Source organism: Actinomadura gamaensis (assembly GCF_042652125.1).
In the GTDB taxonomy this organism is placed as follows: domain Bacteria; phylum Actinomycetota; class Actinomycetes; order Streptosporangiales; family Streptosporangiaceae; genus Spirillospora; species Spirillospora gamaensis.
Map to the genome: position 1 here is coordinate 57,820 of NZ_JBHSIT010000002.1, position 18,854 is coordinate 76,673.

The 18,854-nt window shown below is 69.9% G+C and carries 15 protein-coding genes, 1 pseudogene and 1 CRISPR repeat array (1 of these 17 running past the window's edge); of the genes and pseudogenes, 10 read left to right on the forward strand and 6 right to left on the reverse strand.

Annotated features, from left to right (window positions below; all coding sequences use genetic code 11):
• A CRISPR array of direct repeats spans window positions 1-280; the repeat unit is 29 nt; unit sequence GTGCTCCCCGCGCACGCGGGGATGGTCCC (it extends 489 nt beyond the left edge of the window).
• A 211-nt stretch (window positions 281-491) separates the two neighbouring features.
• The 8 genes from cas3 to cas2e are packed head-to-tail and all read left to right on the forward strand — an operon-like array spanning window position 492 to window position 9,627.
• Window positions 492-3,374, forward strand: a complete 2,883-nt coding sequence (cas3, locus tag ACFPCY_RS06150; protein ID WP_378252632.1) for a CRISPR-associated helicase Cas3' — start codon at window positions 492-494, stop codon at window positions 3,372-3,374.
• The gene (gene casA, locus ACFPCY_RS06155) at window positions 3,364-5,070 is read left to right on the forward strand and encodes a type I-E CRISPR-associated protein Cse1/CasA (RefSeq protein ID WP_378252633.1); all 1,707 of its coding nucleotides are present in this window, start codon (window positions 3,364-3,366) and stop codon (window positions 5,068-5,070) included. The genes cas3 and casA overlap by 11 nt, the downstream gene beginning before the upstream one ends.
• Window positions 5,067-5,723: a type I-E CRISPR-associated protein Cse2/CasB gene (gene casB, locus ACFPCY_RS06160; RefSeq protein WP_378252634.1), complete on the forward strand. Its 657-nt coding sequence runs from the start codon at window positions 5,067-5,069 to the stop codon at window positions 5,721-5,723. Before casA ends, casB begins: the two co-directional genes overlap by 4 nt.
• A complete protein-coding gene (cas7e, locus tag ACFPCY_RS06165; RefSeq protein ID WP_378252635.1) occupies window positions 5,720-6,919 on the forward strand; it encodes a type I-E CRISPR-associated protein Cas7/Cse4/CasC in 1,200 nt (399 codons plus the stop codon). The genes casB and cas7e overlap by 4 nt, the downstream gene beginning before the upstream one ends.
• Window positions 6,916-7,635 carry a type I-E CRISPR-associated protein Cas5/CasD gene (gene cas5e / locus ACFPCY_RS06170; protein WP_378252636.1) on the forward strand — a complete coding sequence of 240 codons (720 nt, stop codon included), beginning with the start codon at window positions 6,916-6,918 and terminating at the stop codon, window positions 7,633-7,635. Before cas7e ends, cas5e begins: the two co-directional genes overlap by 4 nt.
• A complete protein-coding gene (gene cas6e / locus ACFPCY_RS06175; RefSeq protein ID WP_378252637.1) occupies window positions 7,635-8,333 on the forward strand; it encodes a type I-E CRISPR-associated protein Cas6/Cse3/CasE in 699 nt (232 codons plus the stop codon). Before cas5e ends, cas6e begins: the two co-directional genes overlap by 1 nt.
• On the forward strand, window positions 8,330-9,280 hold the full coding sequence (gene cas1e / locus ACFPCY_RS06180; RefSeq protein ID WP_378252638.1) for a type I-E CRISPR-associated endonuclease Cas1e: 951 nt from the start codon (window positions 8,330-8,332) through the stop codon (window positions 9,278-9,280). The genes cas6e and cas1e overlap by 4 nt, the downstream gene beginning before the upstream one ends.
• On the forward strand, window positions 9,277-9,627 hold the full coding sequence (gene cas2e, locus ACFPCY_RS06185; RefSeq protein ID WP_378252639.1) for a type I-E CRISPR-associated endoribonuclease Cas2e: 351 nt from the start codon (window positions 9,277-9,279) through the stop codon (window positions 9,625-9,627). The genes cas1e and cas2e overlap by 4 nt, the downstream gene beginning before the upstream one ends.
• Before the next feature lie 648 nt (window positions 9,628-10,275).
• On the opposite strand, the gene ACFPCY_RS06190 is transcribed toward cas2e, so the two are convergent.
• The 4 genes and pseudogenes from ACFPCY_RS06190 to ACFPCY_RS06205 all read right to left on the reverse strand — a co-directional run bounded on the left by ACFPCY_RS06190 (window position 10,276) and on the right by ACFPCY_RS06205 (window position 12,422).
• Window positions 10,276-10,710, reverse strand: a complete 435-nt coding sequence (locus ACFPCY_RS06190; protein WP_378253787.1) for a hypothetical protein — start codon at window positions 10,708-10,710, stop codon at window positions 10,276-10,278.
• Window positions 10,711-10,948: 238 nt separating this feature from the next.
• A pseudogene (locus ACFPCY_RS06195) lies at window positions 10,949-11,503 on the reverse strand (SAM-dependent methyltransferase); the annotation flags it as partial.
• Window positions 11,500-11,763: a hypothetical protein gene (locus ACFPCY_RS06200; protein WP_378252640.1), complete on the reverse strand. Its 264-nt coding sequence runs from the start codon at window positions 11,761-11,763 to the stop codon at window positions 11,500-11,502. The gene ACFPCY_RS06200 and the pseudogene ACFPCY_RS06195, both read right to left, overlap by 4 nt.
• Before the next feature lie 299 nt (window positions 11,764-12,062).
• Complete coding sequence (locus tag ACFPCY_RS06205; RefSeq protein WP_378252641.1) at window positions 12,063-12,422, reverse strand: hypothetical protein; 360 nt, start codon at window positions 12,420-12,422, stop codon at window positions 12,063-12,065.
• Window positions 12,423-12,650: 228 nt separating this feature from the next.
• On the opposite strand from ACFPCY_RS06205, the gene ACFPCY_RS06210 reads away from it, so the two are divergent.
• Window positions 12,651-14,048 carry a hypothetical protein gene (locus tag ACFPCY_RS06210; RefSeq protein WP_378252642.1) on the forward strand — a complete coding sequence of 466 codons (1,398 nt, stop codon included), beginning with the start codon at window positions 12,651-12,653 and terminating at the stop codon, window positions 14,046-14,048.
• On the opposite strand, the gene ACFPCY_RS06215 is transcribed toward ACFPCY_RS06210, so the two are convergent.
• Both ACFPCY_RS06215 and ACFPCY_RS06220 read right to left on the reverse strand, forming a co-directional pair.
• Complete coding sequence (locus ACFPCY_RS06215; RefSeq protein WP_378252644.1) at window positions 14,030-15,043, reverse strand: NAD-dependent epimerase/dehydratase family protein; 1,014 nt, start codon at window positions 15,041-15,043, stop codon at window positions 14,030-14,032. The two genes, ACFPCY_RS06210 and ACFPCY_RS06215, sit on opposite strands and share 19 nt — an antisense overlap.
• A gap of 87 nt (window positions 15,044-15,130) precedes the next feature.
• Window positions 15,131-18,346 carry a hypothetical protein gene (locus ACFPCY_RS06220; protein WP_378252645.1) on the reverse strand — a complete coding sequence of 1,072 codons (3,216 nt, stop codon included), beginning with the start codon at window positions 18,344-18,346 and terminating at the stop codon, window positions 15,131-15,133.
• Between the two features lie 158 nt (window positions 18,347-18,504).
• Here ACFPCY_RS06220 and ACFPCY_RS06225 point away from each other — a divergent pair, with 158 nt between their 5' ends.
• Entirely contained in the window at window positions 18,505-18,690 is a 186-nt protein-coding gene (locus tag ACFPCY_RS06225) for a hypothetical protein (RefSeq protein ID WP_378252646.1), read from the forward strand.
• The last annotated feature ends 164 nt before the right edge of the window (window positions 18,691-18,854 follow it).

Consider the following 18,854-nt stretch of genomic DNA (forward strand, 5'->3'; position numbering starts at 1 on the left):
TAGTGACGTGCTCCCCGCGCACGCGGGGATGGTCCCCCTAGGGTTGGATCCAGATATGAGTACCGCTCGTGCTCCCCGCGCACGCGGGGATGGTCCCCTGGACGTGACGCTGATCATCCGGCAGGTCCTGTGCTCCCCGCGCACGCGGGGATGGTCCCCGGGCCGGGTACGAACGTTTGGGAGCGGACTTGTGCTCCCCGCGCACGCGGGGATGGTCCTGCAGGACGGGTCTTTCCGTGCCACGTTGCCAGGTGCTCCCCGCGCACGCGGGGATGGTCCCGCGATGCGCGGGTGATTCGCAATCAGGGTCTTGATGCTCCCCGCGCACGCGCCCGTGTCACTGAATTGTCCCCTACGGCTGGACCTGGCCTTGGGGGCGCCAGCGGGTCGCGCTCAGTTAGGGAAGCGCTGGGCTCCTGGGTGGCCATGTGTGGACAGAGCGTGTTGCTGGTTCGCCGGACGGTGTCGGATCTCTGTTGTTGAATGCCGTCATGTTCAGTGGCGAGCGGCCGGTTGTCTGGCTCGAAGAGAGCTTGTCCATAGCGGCGCGGAGGGTTTGGGCGAAGTCTGATTATTATTCGGATGATTGGCTTCCGCTGTGGCGTCACATGGCGGATAGCGGGTCGGTGGCGGGGCTGATTTGGGACGAATGGTTGCCTCGGCGAGTAAAGGAGATCATCGCTGAGTCGCTCCCCGGTGAACAGGATGATGCTCGGCTGCTTGCGGTGTGGTTGGCGACTAGTCATGACATTGGGAAGGCGACGCCTGCTTTCGCTTGTCAGGTTGACGGTTTGGCCGACAAGATGCGTGATGCTGGGCTGAAGATGCCGTTGCAGAAGCAGATGTCGGATCGGAACATGGCTCGGCATGGGCTGGCGGGGCAGGTGCTTCTCCAGCAATGGTTGGTGGAGCGTTTCGGGTGGGCGCGATCGGCGACGTTGCAGTTCGCGGTTGTGGTCGGTGGTCATCATGGAGTGGCGCCGGACGCCAGTGCCGTTCGTGAAGTGAACGTTCGTCCGCAGTTGCTGCGTACGCCTGGATGTGAGGCGGTCTGGCAGGGAGTACAGGACGAGTTGCTGGATGCGTGTGCGAGTGCGTGCGGGGTCGAGGAGCGGCTCGTCGCGTGGCGGACGGTGAAGCTGTCGCAGCCTGCGCAGGTCTTGCTGTCCGCTCTGGTCATCGTTGCGGACTGGATCGCCAGCAATAAGGATCTCTTCCCTTACTTTCCTGATGCGGCGGGCGTCGGCGATGAGGAGCGGGTCGCGGCCGCGTGGGCGGGTTTGAACTTGCCTGCGCCGTGGCGACCTCAAGAGCCTGAGTGCACTCCTGAGGAATTGTTCGCCTCTCGATTTCCTTTGCCTGCCGGTGCGAAGCCGCGGCCGGTGCAGGAGCAGGCCGTGTCGGCGGCCTTGGCCATGAAGTCACCGGGGTTGATGGTGATCGAGGCGCCGATGGGGGAGGGGAAGACCGAAGCGGCTCTGGCGGTGGCGGAGATTTTCGCTGCGAGGTCGGGGGCCGGCGGGATGTTCATCGCCCTTCCCACGATGGCCACCGGTAATGCGATGTTCCCTCGGCTTTTGGACTGGATCGGGCGTGTCCCCGGGACGGGAGATGGCGATCAGTCGGTGTTCTTGGCGCACTCCAAGGCGGCTCTCAACGAGGATTTCGTCGAACTCATGCGGCGCGGTCGGCATCGGTTGTCGTCGGTCGACCAGGATGGCGCGCCCGCCAAGGAGAAGCGGACTCTTTCGGCGGAGCTGATTGCTCACCAATGGTTGGTCGGGCGTAAGAAGGGGATGCTGGCGTCCTTCTCCGTAGGTACGATCGATCAACTGTTGTTCATGGGCTTGAAAAGCCGTCACCTTGCGCTGAGGCATCTGGCATTGGCAGGCAAGGTCGTCGTTATTGACGAGGCCCATGCATACGACACTTACATGAACACCTATCTGGATCAGGTGCTCGGCTGGCTGGGGGCCTACGGCGTCCCGGTGATCGTGCTGTCGGCGACGCTTCCGGCCCGGCGACGGCGCGACCTGGTCGCGGCCTATGTCGGGGCGGGCGGCCAGGACGTGGGACCTGAGCCGGAGGGCTATCCGCTGTTGACCACGGTCGAGCCGGGAAGGGCCGCGTCCAGCAGGGTGGTCGCTGCGTCGGGGCGAGGCACCGCGGTTCAGGTGGAGCGCTTGGACGACGACCTGGACGTCCTGGCCGACCGGCTGGACACCGAGCTGACCGATGAAGGGTGTGTTCTGGTCATCCGGAACACCGTCAAGCGTGTCCTGGCGACAGCCGCACACCTCCGCAAGCGCTTCGGCGAGGACGCCGTCACCGTCGCGCACGCGCAGTTCGTCGACCTCGACCGCGCCGACAAGGACGCCGATCTGCTGCGACGCTTCGGCCCGCCCGGCAAGGGCACCGCCCGCCCGGACAAGCGGCACATCGTGGTGGCCAGCCAGGTCGCCGAGCAGTCGTTGGACATCGACTTCGATCTCCTGGTCACCGACCTCGCTCCGATCGACCTGATGTTGCAGCGCATGGGCCGGCTCCATCGGCACCAGCGAGGCGCGGGTCAGATAGACCGGCCCCCGAGGTTGCGGACCGCGCGTTGCCTGATCACAGGGGCCGACTGGGCGGCGTCGCCGCCTGAGCCTGACTCGGGAACGTGCATGGTGTACCGGCGGTGGGCTCCGCTGAGAGCAGCCGCTGTGTTGGAGCCGTTCCTGAGCGGAACCGCCGCGTCAGGCACCGTCGTCCGGCTGCCCGACGACATCAACCCGCTGGTCCAGGCGGCGTACGGCGAGAGCCGGGTCGGCCCGGATGCCTGGCAGGACGCTCTTGGCCAAGCGTGGCAAGAGGAGGAGATCCACCGGGCGAGGCAGCGTCAGGAGGCTGAGACGTTCCGTTTGGGCGGCGTGGGCAAGCCGGGCAGGTCGCTGCTGGGGTGGGTCCAGGCCGGGGTCGGTGACGCCGACGACACCCCCGCCGGACGTGCTCAGGTCCGCGACATTCGCGAGACCCTGGAGGTGCTGGTCGTCCAGCGTGATTCAGCCGGCGTGCTGCGGACGCTCCCCCGACTGTCGAAGAACCGAGGCGGCTTGGAGCTTCCCACTCACACTGCCCCGGACTCGCGCGTCGCACGCATCGTGGCCGCGTGCGGTCTGCGGTTGCCGTTCGTGTTCTCCATCCCCTCCGTGCTGGATGAGGCGATTGCTGAGCTGGAGAAACTTTACGTCGAGGCTTGGCAGACCCCGGAGAGCCCGTGGCTGGCCGGCGAGCTGGTCCTGGTGCTCGACGAAAACTGTCAGACCCGGTTGGCAGGCTACGCACTGTCATACAGCCATCTCGATGGGCTGGAGGTGACCCGTGTCGACTGAACCCGCTCGCCTGGCGTTCGATCTGACCGAACGTCCGTGGATCCCCGTTTTGCGCGCCGATGGGTCCGATGAGCTCATGTCGCTGCGCGGCGTCTTTGCGAATGCCGCCGACCTTCGCAGGCTCGTGGGGGACGTTCCGACCCAGGACTTCGCCCTCCTGCGCCTGCTGCTGGCCGTCCTGCACGACGCCATCGACGGACCGCAGGACATTGAGGAATGGCAGGAGCTGTGGGGCACCGGCGGCTTGCCCACCGACACCGTCAATCAGTACCTGGACGAGCATCGGGACCGGTTCGACCTCCTGCACCCCTCGACCCCGTTCTTCCAGACGGCCGGTCTTCGCACGGGCAAGGACGAGGTCTTCCCGCTGAACCGCATCGTGGCGGACGTGCCGAACGGGGAGCTGTTCTTCACGATGCGCGCCACTGGAGTCGATCGCCTCGGCTTCGCCGAGGCGGCCCGCTGGGTCGTCCACGCCCATGCTTTCGACACCTCCGGGATCAAGACGGGCGTGGTCGGGGACCGGCGCGCCAAGAGCGGCAAGGTCTACCCACTGGGTGTCGGGTGGGCGGGGAACCTGGGCGGCGTGGCCGTTGAGGGCGACGACCTTCGCGAGACCTTGCTGCTCAACCTCATCGGCGTCCAGGACTCCGGCCTGCGCCGACCGGATCCCGAGACTGACCGTCCGGCCTGGCGGCAGGAGCCTGCCGGGCCCGGCCAGCGAGGCGAACTGGAACTCAGCCGCCGTCCGCATGGTGTGCGCGATCTCTACACCTGGCAGTCCCGACGCATCCGGCTGCATTTCGACGAGGACGGCGTTTACGGGGTGGTGCTCGGATACGGCGATCCGCTGTCGCCGGTCAACCAGCATGACCGGGAGCCGATGACCGCGTGGCGACGCAGCCCGTTTCAGGAGAAGAAGCTGGGCAAGGCCTCGGTCTACCTGCCGCGTGAGCACGAGGTCGCCCGTTCGGCGTGGCGCGGCCTCGGCGCCTTGGTGGCCGGACGCGTCGAGGGCGCCGAGCAGCGGAACGAGGCCGCGGCGGCGGTGCAGCCGAAGATCCTCGACTGGGTGGCGCGCCTGACCGTCGAGGGCGACCTGGATCCGGACATGATGATCCGCACCCGTCTGGTCGGCGCGGTCTACGGAACCCAGCAGTCGGTCATCGACGAGATCATCGACGACTCGGTGTCGCTGCGGCTGGTGCTGCTGCGTGACCGTGACACCAGGCTGGGGCAGGCGGCGATCGATGCGGTCGCCGACGCGGACAAAGGAGCCTGGCAGCTCGGCGACCTGGCCGCCAACATCGCCACCGCGGCCGGGGCCGACTCCGATCCGCCCCGTGAGACGGCCAAGTCCCTGGCTTATGCCGCGTTGGACGAGCCGTTCCGCCAATGGCTGGCTGGCCTGGATAGCGGCGCGGACCCGGAAGCGTCCCGGCTGGAGTGGCAACGTCGGGCTCACGCTGTGCTCGGTCGTCTCGGAGATGACCTCCTCCGCGACGCCCCGGAAGTCGCTTGGGCAGGACGGACGATCACGACGAGGCAGGGCAAGGAGCTTTGGCTCGATGCGGCCAGGGCCGACCTGATCTTCCGTCGCGGCCTCAGAAGGGTCCTGCCCGGGCCGGCCGCATCCGGCGAGGACGAGACCGAAGCTCCCGCCACTGAAGCCCCCGTCGTGGAGGAGCCGGTATGACCACCCAACCCGTCGGACGCCATCAGATCCCCAGGATCATCGCCGACGTCGCTGGTGCCCAGATCCGAACCTGGCAACGGGGATACCTGGCCGACCTCGGCTCGGCCGTCGCCGCCCTGGCGCAGCTTCGGCGAGGCGCGGGCAAGCTGCCCGCCGACGTGCCCGAACTCTGGGGGACGACCGGCACCGAGGAGCTCTACCAGGCGCTCCCCGAGCTGGCCAAGTGGGAGAGCGAGGCCACCCACGCAGAGAACGCGCTGTTCCTGGCCCTGACCCTGTACGCCTCCCATCAGCAGTCTCACCGTAGCGCCGCGATGCACAAGCCGGACATCGAGCTCGGTGCGGCGGTACGGCGACTGGCGGGGGAGGAGATCGACGAGCCGATCCGCAGACGCTTCGTCCGCGTCGGCGCCGCCGCCACCCCCGACGTCCTCGCCTACCGGATGCGGGAGATCGTCGCGTTGCTGCGCGGCGCGGCGATCCCGCTCGACTACGCCCGGCTCGCCCAGCGCCTCTACCAGGCCCAGACCCCGGACGGCATGGCCGAAGTCCGGCGCGTGTGGGGCCGGAGCTTCCACGCCTTCCGCTCCTCGCCGCCTCCATCCGCAGACGCCACTCCCAGCGAGGGCACGACCAGCAAGGACGCCGAATGAGCACGCGCATTATTGTCGAGCTGCATGCCCTGCAGACCGTCCCGCCGAGCAATCTCAACCGGGACGACACCGGCACGCCCAAGACGGCCCTGTACGGCGGGGTGCGGCGGGCGCGGGTGTCGAGCCAGGCGTGGAAGCGCGCGACCCGCAAGGCGTTCCACGATCTCCTCGACCCCAGCGAGCTGGGTGTTCGCACCAAGCGCGTCGCCGAGGAACTGGCCAAGCACATCCGCCGCCTCGACGGCTCCATCCCGCAGCAGGACGCCTGGGAGCTGGCCGCCGAGACGATCCAGGCCGCGACCGGATCCAAAATCGAGACCCCCAAGCGCGCCAAGAAGACCGAGGACTCCGCACCGGTGGCGCCCGAGTCGAAGTACCTGATGTTCTTCAGCACCCGCCAGCTCGCCGGGCTCGCCGAGCTCGCGGTGAAGGGACGCGACGACATCAAGGCGTTCTTCAAGGACAAGGACAACAAGGCGACCGCCAAGCAGCTCGCCAACAGCCGCCACTCGGTCGACATCGCCCTGTTCGGACGCATGGTCGCCGACGGCGCCGACGTCAACGTCGACGCGGCGGCGCAGGTCGCCCACGCCATCGGCGTCCACCGCTCGGAGACCGAGTCCGACTACTACACCGCCGTCGACGACGCCAAGGACCGCGAGAACGAGGACGACCTCGGCGCGGGCATGATCGGCACCGTGGAGTTCAACTCCGCCACTCTCTACCGCTTCGCCGCCGTCGACGTCGACCTGCTGCGCCGCAACCTCGGCGCCGGTCTCCGCGAGGACGAGCCGGACAACACGCCCGTCCGCCGCGCGGTCGAAGCGTTCGTCCAGGGCTTCATCACCTCGCTGCCCACCGGAAAGATCAACACTTTCGGCAACCACACCCTGCCCGACGCCGTCCTGGTCAAGCTGCGCAGCTCCCGGCCGATCAGCCTCGTCGCCGCGTTCGAAGAGCCCATCCAGCCCGCCGAAGGCGTCGGCGGACACGTCCGGCAGGCCGCCGAACGCCTCACCGCCTACGGCCCCGACATCGAGCGCGCCTACGGCGTGAACGGGACCGACGACGCCTGGGTGATGACGATCGGGCCGAACACGGCGTCCATGCGCGAGCTCGGCACCGATGTCAGCCTGCCCGAACTGGTCGAGCAGGTCGGCGCGGCCGTCGCCGCACGCCTGGACGCCCAGCCGTGAGCGTTCTGATGCTCCGGCTCGCCGGCCCCCTCCAGTCATGGGGCGCCACGGCCCGGTTCGCCCGCCGCACCACCGAACCGTTTCCGACCAAAAGCGGCGTCATCGGCCTGCTGGCAGCCGCACTCGGCCGCGACCGCACCGACGACATCACCGACCTCGCCGCACTGCGCTTCGGCGTCCGGACCGACCAGCCCGGCACCGTCCTGCGCGACTACCAGGTCGCGCTCCACTTCGAGACCGAGAAATCCATGCCGGTCTCCGAGCGCTTCTACCTCGCGGACGCCGTCTTCGTCGCCGGTGTCGAAGGCGGCGACGCTCTCATCGAGCGCCTCGACGCCGCGGTCCGCGCCCCTGCGTTCCTGCCCTACCTTGGCCGCCGCTCCTGTCCGCCCGCCAAGCCGGTCGACCTCGGCGTCCGCCGCGACGTCACGCTCGAGATGGCTCTGCACCAGGAGCCCTGGCACGCCGCCGACTGGCATCAGCGCCGCCGCCGCAACGAAGCCACCGTGAAGCTGGAACTCCACCTGGAGGCCACCAGCACCGACGGCCCGGTCGACACTCTGCGGGACCAGCCGCTCAGCTTCGACCCGCGGCACCGTCGCTACGCCCTGCGCGGCGTCCGTGTCGCCGACCCGGTGCGCAAACCCAACCCGCGCGCCCGCATTACGCCGGCACCTCCCGACCACGACCCGATCGCCGCCCTGGAAGGCGCCTGATGTACCTGACCCGCTTCCGCATCAACACCGCGAGGGTCACCGCCCGCCGCCTGCTGGCCTCACCGCAGAACCTCCACGCCGCGGTCATGTCCGGCTTCGCGGACGCCCCCGACCCCGAACGCGACGGCGCCCGCGTCCTGTGGCGGCTGGACACCAGCAGCGACCGGGCCCAGACTCACTTGTACATCGTGAGCCCCGCCCCTCCCGACCTCACCCACCTCGTCGAACAGGCCGGCTGGCCCACCACCGCTCCGCAGGGTTGGAAGACCTACGACTACGCGCCCCTGCTGACCCGCCTGGCCAAGGGCGACCGATGGCGCTTCAGACTCACCGCCAACCCCGTCCACACCGCCCGCCGCAACGATGACGAACCGACCAAACTCACCGCCCACGTCGGACGCCACCACCAGAAGAAGTGGCTTCTGGACCGCCAGCAAGCCGCCGGCTTCCAGATCGTCGAGAAACCCCTCGCCCAACGTGCACTCCCCGACGGCGACGAACATGAGCTGCTCCTGCACAACCGGCGCCAGCTGTCCTTCAGCCGTGGCCGCCCAGCCAAGACCGTCAGCCTGGTGACACTCACCTACGACGGCCTGCTCGAAGTCACCGACCCTCAAGCCTTCCGCCACACCCTCACCAACGGCCTGGGACGCGCCAAAGCCTACGGCTGCGGCCTCATCACCCTCGCGCCAGCATGAGCACCGTCGGGAAACGCGGCGCCTCCACCCCACGCGAACTCACCCGGATGGGCGATCGCATCTCCTTCATCTACCTGGAGCGCTGCACCCTCCACCGCGACGACAACGCCATCACCGCCGAAGACGCCGACGGCGTCATCCACATCCCGTCCGCGACCATCGGCACCCTGCTCCTAGGCCCCGGCACCCGCGTCACCCACCAGGCCATGAGCCTGCTCGGCGACAACGGCGCGGGCGTCGTCTGGGTCGGCGAGCAAGGTGTTCGCTTCTACTCCGGCGGACGCTCCCTCACCCGCTCCTCGGCCCTGGTCGAAGCCCAGGCGACCAAATGGGCCAACCGCCGCACCCGCCTCGACGTCGCCCGCGCTATGTACCGGCTGCGCTTCCCCGACGAAGACCCCTCCGGCCTCACCCGGCATGAACTCCTCGGCCACGAGGGACGTCGGGTCAAAGAGTGCTATCGGCGCGAGGCCGCCCGGGTCGGGATCACCTGGCGCGGCCGAAACTACGTGCCCGGGGCGTTCGACGTCGGCGACGCCGCTAACCAGGCCATCACCGCCGCCGCCCAATGCATGTACGGCATCGCACAAACCACGGTCGCCGCCCTGGGCTGCGCGCCCGGCCTCGGGTTCGTCCACTCCGGCCACGAACTCGCCTTCGTCCTGGACATCGCCGACCTATACAAGACCGAGATCGCCATCCCCGTCGCGCTCGAAACAGCCGCCGAAAGTATCGACGACGTGGGTTCCCGCACTCGCCGAGCCATCCGCGACCGCGTCAACGACCTGAGCCTCCTGCGCCGCTGCGTCAACGACATCAAACAGCTCTTGCTCCCGGAGTCCCCCGAAAGCGACCCGACAGGCACCGACTTCGACCGCGTCACCCTCCAAAGCGACAACGGCCTCGAAGTCGAATCCGGCTACAACTACGCCCAGGACCCCTGGTGACCATCATCGTCCTCACCCGATGCCCCTCCGGCCTACGCGGCTTCCTCACCCGCTGGCTGATGGAGATCTCACCCGGCGTCTTCATCGGCAACCCGTCCGCGCGCGTCCGCACCGCTCTTTGGGACGAGGTCATGAAGTACGCCGACACCGGCCGCGCCCTCCTCGCCCACACCACCAACAACGAACAGGGCTTCACCTTCGAAACCTACGACCACCACTGGCACCCGGTAGACCACGAAGGCGTCACCCTCATCCGCCGCACCAAACAAGCACCCACGATCACCGCCACACCCCCAAGCCAAGGCTGGAGCAAAGCCTCCAAACGCCGCCGCTACGGCAACCGCTAACCCACCTTGCCTGTGCCACAGAGACCTCCCATATCTTGGGCTCAACAAAGATGTCCGATATGTCCGCCTCTCAAGAAGTGCTCGATTTCGGCGCCTTCCCCGTAGAAGAGCCCAGGTCATCGAGAGTGCTCCCCGCGCACGCGGGGATGGTCCCCTTGGTAAGAACTCAGGTGGGCGTGCACGCTTGTGCTCCCCGCGCACGCGGGGATGGTCCCAGATCCTCGGCCAGACCTGGCGGAACCTGGATGTGCTCCCCGCGCCCGCGGGGATGGTCCCTGGGAGATAATGGCGCGCGCGGCCAACGCCCGGTGCTCCCCGCACGCCGGGATGGACCCTCGATGTGCTTGCCATGCCCATTGGGCAACCCGGAAAGTCCCGTCAGCGTGCGCGTCGCCGCGCTGCATCGGTACGAACCCGGCGACCTGCGTACGAAGCTCTCCAGGTGCCCGCCGAACTGGTAGAACGCGATTGTGCGGGTGACGCCGTTCAACCGCAGCACCACCAGCACCCTCCGGGCGTGAGCTGCTGCAACCACCGCGGGGAGATGTCCCAGGCGCGCGCCGTCGTCGAGGCCGCCGTTGTTGAGGTTTCAGGTGGTGACGCGCAGGGTGATCGCGTCGGGCATGCGGTACTCCTCCGAACACGGGGTCAGGATTGGGTGAGGGTGGGGTCGTGCTTGGTGAGCAGCGCGGTGCGGGCGGTGTCGAGGTCGTCCACGGCCGCGACGGGGGTGAACACGAAGCCGCCGTCTTCGGGCGGGCGCCACCGCAGCCAGCCCCAGCAGCGCACCGGAATGCAGCCGGCGAAGGCCCCGTCGTCGTCCGGCCGGGGCACCGGGCGCAGGTAGATGATCGCGCTGCGGGGGGCGGGGGAGTGGTCGGGCATCACCGACCGCGCGTCCGACGCCCCGGCGGTCTGGGCGGCTTTGACGACGACGTGCGCGCCGTCGGACTCGTGGTAGCCGACCGCGCGCAGGGCCAGTCCGCGTTTGGTGCAGTAGGCGGCGATGTGGGCGGCCAGGGCGTTGGCGGCCGCCCCCGGCGCCTGGGCCGGGGCCGGGGCCGGGCAGGGGATGGCGTTCACGGTCGGTCCTTGTCGGCGGGGCAGCGGATGGCGATACCGCCGAGGCCCGCGCCGTCGGTGGTGTCGTTGGGCAGGACCGGCGGCGGCCAGGTGGCGATGTCCCGCACGCCGGGTTCGGGTTCCAGCTCACCGAACAGGGCCCGGACCTGCCGGGGGGGCGCGGGTAGATCGGCTGGACGCGGTCGGTGTAGGTGGCGACAGCCTCATCCAGCGCGGGATGGTCACCCACGTGCGAGATCGCCATCCACCCGCCCGGCGGAAGCGCCGCCCCGTACTGCCCGGCCATCTGCGCCGCCTGGTCGTCGGGGAAGAAGTGCAGGATCGCCAGCAGCAGCACCGCGAACGGCCGGTCCAAATCCAGCAGCCGGGACGCCTGGCTCAGGACGGTCGGGACGTCGCCGGCGTCGGCGTCCACCACGGCGACGTGGGCGTTGTCGACCAGCAGCGCGCGGCCGGTGGCCACCACGTGGGGATCGTTGTCGACGTACACCACGCGCACGGCCGGGTCCTGCTGGTGCGCGATCTGGTGCACGTTGTGGTGGAGGTTCTGGTCGGTGGGTAGCCCGGAGCCGATGTCCAGGATCTGCCGGACGCCGCGACCGACGAGGAAGCGCACAGTCCGCTCGAGGTAGGCCCGGTTGGCGTGGACCACCTTGGTCAACAGGCCCCCGGACTGCTCGTCCAGCAACTCGGCGAGAGAGCGGTCCGGGCGGTAGGCGTCCTTGCCGCCGAGCAGGCCGTTGTAGATCCGGGCGATGTTCGGCTGCGCCTGGTGGGCGGGTGGCTGGATCACCAGGACTTCCGGGCGGCGGGGTGGTCGGGGGACAGGTCGAGCAGCCAGCCGCGCAGCTCCTCCGGCGATTTGGCGAGCTCGCTGCGGTACGGCAGCGCGGAGTCCGGTCCGGCCGGGACCTGACCGAGCCAGGACCCGCCGGACGCCGGAACCACAGGGCCGTCCGGGAACTCCTCCTTGAGCTCACGCCAGATCCGTTCGGTATCGCCCCGGCGGGGCGGCGGGTCGGGGAGCGGCTGGGCCGCGTGCGAAGAAGTCATCACGGGGGTCCCTACGGGTGCGGATGTGGGGGCCTGCGCGTCCCGCCCGGACGGGGCCACAGCGGGACGGGCGGGACACGCAGGGGGGAGGTCCGCTCCGCCTCCTGGGAGAGGAGGAGAGACGAAGCGGCGAACGGGCCCGCAAACCGATGACGCAGCAGCACCGCGCAATCCCTGCATGGGGCGTACTGCTCGCTGTCGCATCGTCGGCCCGGTCCTCACCGAGATGCCCTGGCTCGGTGGCGGACCCGCCGGCACCGGACGGCGCGTCCGGTGCCAGTTCGGGGGGACGGCCGCGTTCACAGGTGGCCGATTCGGGAGAGGCGGTCGAGCCGGTCGGCGGTCTTCTCGATCTCCTGGATGCGGCCGTAGTAGGAGTTCGGCCGGTCGGCGCGGCCCCAGAACCAACCCGAGGAAGGAACTTTCCGGATGGTGATGAGCCGGGGTGTTCCCAGGCCGTGCGGCGGCTGGACCTTGAGCAGCGGGACCTGTTCGCCGCGGTAGTCATAGGCGGTCGCCTGCTCGACCCGCCAGCGCCGTTTCTTCAGGGCGGCGGCGAGCAGGTCGAGGCTGGCTTGGGTGTCGGCGGCCGACAGCGATGCGCGCTCGATGCCTGCCGAGGTGTTCGGCACGCGCGCCTCAAGCTCGTGGACTCCCACCGCGCGTCTCCTCCTGATCGCCGCTCGTCTGGCACTGGCCGGCTCCGTTGGTGTTCGGAGCAACGACGAGGATGGTCAACCGAAGTGGGCGTCCGTGCGCCATAAGTGCGCCACTTCACGGCGCAGTGCGCCATTTCACGGCCCGGGTGCGCCTCTTGGAAGGGAAATCCGGCAGATAGCAGGACGGCGGCTTACCCTGACGGCAAACCACCGGCGCTGGGAGACGACATGACCAACGTGCTGGTCCGCATCGCCGCCGAGCGCAACCTCGACAGCTACTCCCGGTTCCGCGTGGCCTACTGCCAGGCGGCCCATGAGCTGGGGCAGCGCAACGCAGACCTCAGCCGCCGCCAGCATCTGCGGTGGACCCGCGGCGACATGAAGGCACTGCCCCGCGCGGCGGCATGCGAAGTGTTGGAACGAATGTTCGGCGTCCCGGTCGCCGTCCTGTTCTCACAAGACCGTCGCACCCAGAAATCCCCGGCCGAGCCCTCGAACCGGACGAGCAGCGACGCCTCCAGCCCACCCGCGTCCGAGGATGCGAGGTCTTTGGAGGAGCTGCTGCGGGCCGGAGCCGGACGGGCGCGTCGCCAAGCCGAACTCGCCGGAGCCAACATCAGCGACTATGCGCTCGAACAGGCACATGCCGATACCCGCCGTCTGGCCGGGGACTACATGGACCGTTCTCCCGCCGAACTGATCGTTGAAGTCCACGACACCCGAGAGCTGGTCTTCGACATGTTGGACCGGACCCGCCGGCCCCAACAGATCACCGACCTGATGCTCCTGGCCGGAATCTTGTCCGGGCTGTTCGCGCAGCTGTGCATCGACCTGGGCCATGAACGATCGGCCACCGAGCACGCGCTGGCGGCGTGGACGTTCGGCCAGACCATCGGTCACAACGGCTTGGCCGGGTGGGGGCGCGGCATGCAGGCGACCGTCGCGTTCTGGGATCGGCGGCCGCGCGATGCGATCGCCTCGATGCAGCGGGCCGAACAGTATGTGACCAGCGGCCCGATGGCGGTCCGCGCCGCGAGCCTCACCGCGCGGGCCTGGTCCCACAACGGCAACATCAACCAGACCGTCCTGGCGGTCCGGCGCGCCGAAGAACTGGCCTCCACCGCCGCCGGCAACGACGACCTGTCCGACGGCATCGGCGGCCTGCTGCGCTGGGACACCACCCGCCGCGAAATGTGCGCCGCTTCGGCCTACGTCCAACTGCTGTGCCTGCTGCGCACCGAGATCGACCGCGAGAAACTGATCTGGCTGGCCGACCAGGTCGTCCACCACGCCTCCCGGGCCCTGGCCTCCTCCGAGCGCGCCCCGCACCAGGGACGCTCCATCGCCTTGGAGACCTCCATGCGGCTCGACATGGCCACCGCCGCGATCATCCTCGGCGACCACGACCGCGTCCGCGACGCCCTCGCCGACCTCTTCGAGCTCCCCGACCAGCGCCGCACCTACCCGCTGCTCTACCGCACCGGCCACGCCAGCGCCGTGCTGTCGGCGATCCGTGACCCGTGGGCGCGGGAACTCACCGACGAGATGCGGCACTTCACCGCCAAGGCCCTGCTGCCCGCCACGCCGACGCTCCCGGTCGTGCCCGGTCAACTCGCCCTGCGGTAGCCGTCCCACTCACCCAACAGCCGCTGCTCCTTGGCCGCGTCCAGGCCGATGTCGAAGGAGCGGTAGTTCTCCACCGGGACACCGCCCTGCTGCATCCACTTCCACGTCGCCGCCACCGTCTCCTCGATCGGGCGGCACCGCAGACCCTGCTGCCAGGCCGCGCTGGTGACCCGCCAGGTGCCGGGGAAGGTGCGCCACAACGGCAGCTCGGTCCACTGCTCGACGTCCCGCTCCAACAAAAACGCGTTGTCCACCCACTCCAGCTCGGCGACCGAGCCGGTGACCGCCGCGCACGCGCGCAGCATCTGCCCGTAGGTCGCATGGCCGAACGGCGCGGTGAGGTTGATCGGCCCCGCCATGTCACCGGTGCGCAGGGCGAACGCGGCGACATCCCGGACGTCGACCGGCTGGATCGGCTGATCGGGATCGCCCGGAGCCAGAACCCGGCCTCCGGCGGCCATCCGGCGCAGCCACCACGGCAACCGGCCGATGTAGTCGCCCGGCCCGAGAATCACCCCCGGCCGCAAAATCGTCGCCCGCGCGCCGAACTCCCCGACAACGGCCTGCTCGCAGCCGACCTTCAGCCGGGCATACCGGGCGCCGTACCACTCGCCCTCACGCCACGAACCGTCCGCGTCGGCCGCCCCCTCGCGCAGCGGCGAGGACTCGTCCAACGGCTCGGTCGGCCAGCCGGCGTACACGTTCACCGTCGACACCAGCGTGTACCGGGCAGCGCTCCCCGCCAGGATCCGCGCTCCCACCTGAACGTCGATCGGCACCTCGGCACTGGTGTCGATCACCAGATCCCACGGGCCCTGCTCGGCCAGCCGGATCAGGTCCTCACCCGCGGCACGATCGCCATGCACGGCACGAGCCCCTGGGACCCCGGGCGTCCGACCGCGGCTGAAAGTCGTGACGTCCATCCCGTCGGCTACAGCCTGGGCCACGACCGCCTTGCCAAGAAACCACGTCCCGCCCAGCACGAGAATCCGCACCGTCCGATTATGTCGGGATCCAGGGAGCGGGGCGCCGACAACGTCCACCGAGGGGCGGCGGCGAGGAGGAAGGACGGTAGCGGTCGATCACTCCAGCTCGCCCCACCCCCACGGGTCGGCGGGACGTCCGTCCGGTTTTCGCCCAAACCGATACCGCGACTTGTGATCACCGACCTTTAGGAATGGACCGAGCATGCCGACAGCTGGCAGCCGGTCGGCCAGCGCGGTCACCTGCTCGTCCGCGCCGACCTTGCGCAATCGCTCCAGCAGAATGGCGACGGCGCTCGGGTCCTGGAGGGGTGTGTCCGCGGCGGCCCGGTCGGCCAGCGCGGTCACCTGCTCGTCCGCGCCGACCTTGCGCAATCGCTCCAACAGAGCGGCGATGACGTCCAGGTTGTCGAGGGGGGCGCGGGCGGCGGGTTCGGATGCCATCAGGGCGGTCATCTGCCTGCGGGCCCGTGCCCTATGCCGCAACCGGGACAGCCGGTGCGCGACGGCGGCCCGTCTGGCCAGCGCGGTCACCTGCCTGTCCGCGCCGGCCCTTCGCAGCGCGGCCTGCAAGGCGGCGACCGCAGCGGGGTCCTGAAGGGGAGCGTGCGCGGCGGCCCGGTCGGCCAGCGCGGTCACCTGCTCGACCGCGCCGATCTCATGCACTTCGTCCAGCAGGCGTGCGACGCCGTACGGTTCATCGAGAGCGACGTGCACGGCGATGTCACGGCCCACCAACGCGGTCACCTGTTCGGCCATCCCCACTTCCCGCAACCCTTCCAGCAGGAAGGCGAGGGAGCCCGGGTCGTGGAGGGGAGCGTGCGCGGCGGCCCGGTCGGCCAGCGCGGTCACCTGCTCGACCGCGCCGACCTCCCACAACCCTTTCAGCAGGAAGGCGAGGGAGCCCGGGTCGTGGAGGGGAGCGTGGGCAGCGGCCCGGTCGGCCAGCGCAGTCACCTGCTCGACCGCGCCGACCTTGCGCAATTGCTTCAGCAGGACGGGGAAATTGTGCAGCTTGTGGAGGGGAGTGTGGGCGGCGGCCCGCTCGGCCAGTACAGCCGTCTGCTGGTCCACCTCGACCTTCCGCAACTCGCCCATCAGACATGCGATGGCAGCCGGCTCGTCGAGGGAGGTGCGGGCGGCGGCCCGGTCGGCCAGTGCGCCCGCCTGCTCGTACGCCCCGACCTCCCGCAATCGGGTCAGCAAGAGAACGACGGGGTACGGGTCGTCGACAGCGACGTGTGCGGCGATGTCACGCGCTACCAACGCGGCCACCTGCCCGCCCGCCCCGATCTGCAACTCGATCTCATGTAACTCGCCCAGCAGGGCGGCGACGTCGCCTGGGACGTGAAGGGGGGCCTGCGCGGCGGCCCGGTCGGCCAGGGCGATCACCTGCTCGTCCGACCCGATCCTCCGCAACATGATCAGCAGACGTAGAACGGCGTACGGGTCGTCGACAGCGACGTGTGCGGCGATGTCACGCGCTACCAACGCGGCCACCTGCTCGCCCGCCCCGACCCGCTCCAACTGCTCCAGCAGCGCACCGACGGCGGCCGGGTCGTCGAGGGAGGCGTGGGCGACGACCCGCTCCGCCAGCGCAGTCACCTGCTCACCCGCCCCGATATGCCGCAAGTCGTTTAGCAGGCCCGTGAGCTCGGCCGGATCGTCGACAGCGACGTGCGCGGCGACGTGGGCTGCTGGACGGTGGTCGGTTGGATGCACGGCGTGCAACTCGCCGATGAGGGCTCGCGCCGCCGACGGGCTGCCATGGTCGGTGGCGTTCTTATGGAGCTGGGCGGCATCGCGGTACAGGAGCCGCTGCCAGGCGGCGTGCCCGAGCGTGACCTGGTCGGTGGGGTGGGCGTGGGCGGCTGCGGCGGTCCAGAAGCCGATGGGTGGGATCTGGTCGGCGCGGGTGGCGCGGCCGTGCTGGTCGAGGTAGTCGGCCAGCCGGTACACCGGCCCGCCCGCACTCACCGCGCCGTCTGCTGAGGACGAGGAGCCGGGGGTGCGGCGGGCCGAGCGGGGGTGGGCGGAGCGGATGCGGGTGACCGGTCCGCGAGCCCCCTTGCAGGGCTCGCCGGTGTAGGCCAGCGCGTCTTCCAGCCAGTTGTCTGCGAGCTGGTCCCATTGCAGGTCGGTCAGGTAGGCCGGGGCGGCGGCCTCCAGCAGCGCGTGCGGAAGGGCGTTGCGGTGTCCCATCCGACGGGCGTCCATCGCCGCCTCGATCACGGCCCGCGCCGCTGGCGGGGCGGCGTCGAACCGGGCCAGCAACTCCGGCGCCCCGGCCAGGTATTGGGTGATGTGCCCGCCCTCGGCCTGCTTCACCGCGGCGGCCAGCCGCGCGTCTGCTTTGGCCGTCCGGGCCATGGTGTCCAGGTCGGCGCCGCGGAAGGTTTCGGGCACCTGGATGACCGTGCCGTCCAGCAGCTGGGTCACCTGCGAGCCGGACCGCCGGGTCAGGCCCGCGTGATGCCCGGGCCACAGCGTGCCCAGCACCAGCACCGGCGCCCGGGTCGAGTCGATCAGCAGGCTGTGCAGCTTGGCCGCGACCTGTTCAGCGATGTCACCGGGGGCGTCGAGGTATTCCTGGGTCTCGTTCAGCCACACCACCGTGCGCGGCCCGACCTGGTCCAGCCTCGCCACCGCCGCCTGCGGCCGAGTCGGGTCGAAGGGATGCCACAGCCGCCACCCACCCGCCTGGCGCAACGGTTCCAGCGCCTCCCACAAGGCCCGGGTCTTGCCCGCCGACGACCCGGCCACCAGCACCGCCATCGCGCTCTGCCCGCACCGGGCCTGGGCGATGACCGCATCCAGCAGGTCGTCATGGGCCCGCCGCACATACGGCGGCAGCGGCGGCAGGTCAACGGCCCGGTCCAGGGTGATCGGCCGGTGCACATGCAGGGCGAACGGATCACGGACCTGATCCAGTGGCGTGCCTAGCGGGACGAAGGTCTGGGCTTGCAACCACAGCTCACGGGCGCGGACGGCGGCGTCGCCGGGGTCCTGGCGGGCCAGCCGCGCCAAGGTGCGGGCGACCGCGACGGTGTCGAGCTGCGACGGCGGCACCGTCCGCGCGCTGATGATGCGGTGGATGGTGTCTCGGCTCGGCCACCCCGCGACCTGATCGGTCCCGTCGCGCTCGCACTGGCGGTGCATCTCATCCAGCGACGGATTCCCCGCCCGCTGGTAGAGCCAGTACAGCCAGTCCTTCAGTGCGCGCAGCGGTCCGGGCGGCAGCGTCGGTTGCTTGAGCCGCCGCTGGGAGCCGCGCTTGCCGTCGGCCCCGTGATCCGCGTGGTCGTCGCCGCTCATCGCACCATCATCGCCCCGGCCCGACACCCGCCTCACCCTGTCCTGGGGCGATTGCCGACACCGGCCACCGGCTCATCGCAGCCCGGCATCGCGGTTGCGGGGTGGTTCGAGGCTTGAGCCCAAACCGACCATCGCACCAACCTGGGGAGAGGGTTCACGTGCTGACCACCGTGCAGATCATGGGGCTGCTGCTGGCCGCCTCGATCGCGCTCCACATCGCCACGATCACCGCGCTGGTCGCGCGCCGGACCGGTGCCGGCGCCGCCAACGCCGTCCTCACCGGCGCGGGCGCCGCCGCCACGAGCCTGGGCCTGTACTTCGCCGCCCTGGCCGCCTACCACTGACCACCACACCCCCGGCCTGCCACGAGGCCGGGACGCTCCTGCCCGACGATGACGGCGCGGCCGGGCTGGGCGGCGGCCGACGGATGACCAGGGCGTCATGCTCGCGCCACCCGCGCGGCACGATAGCCGCATCCCGGTGCTCGGCCACGGGCTGGCACTGCATC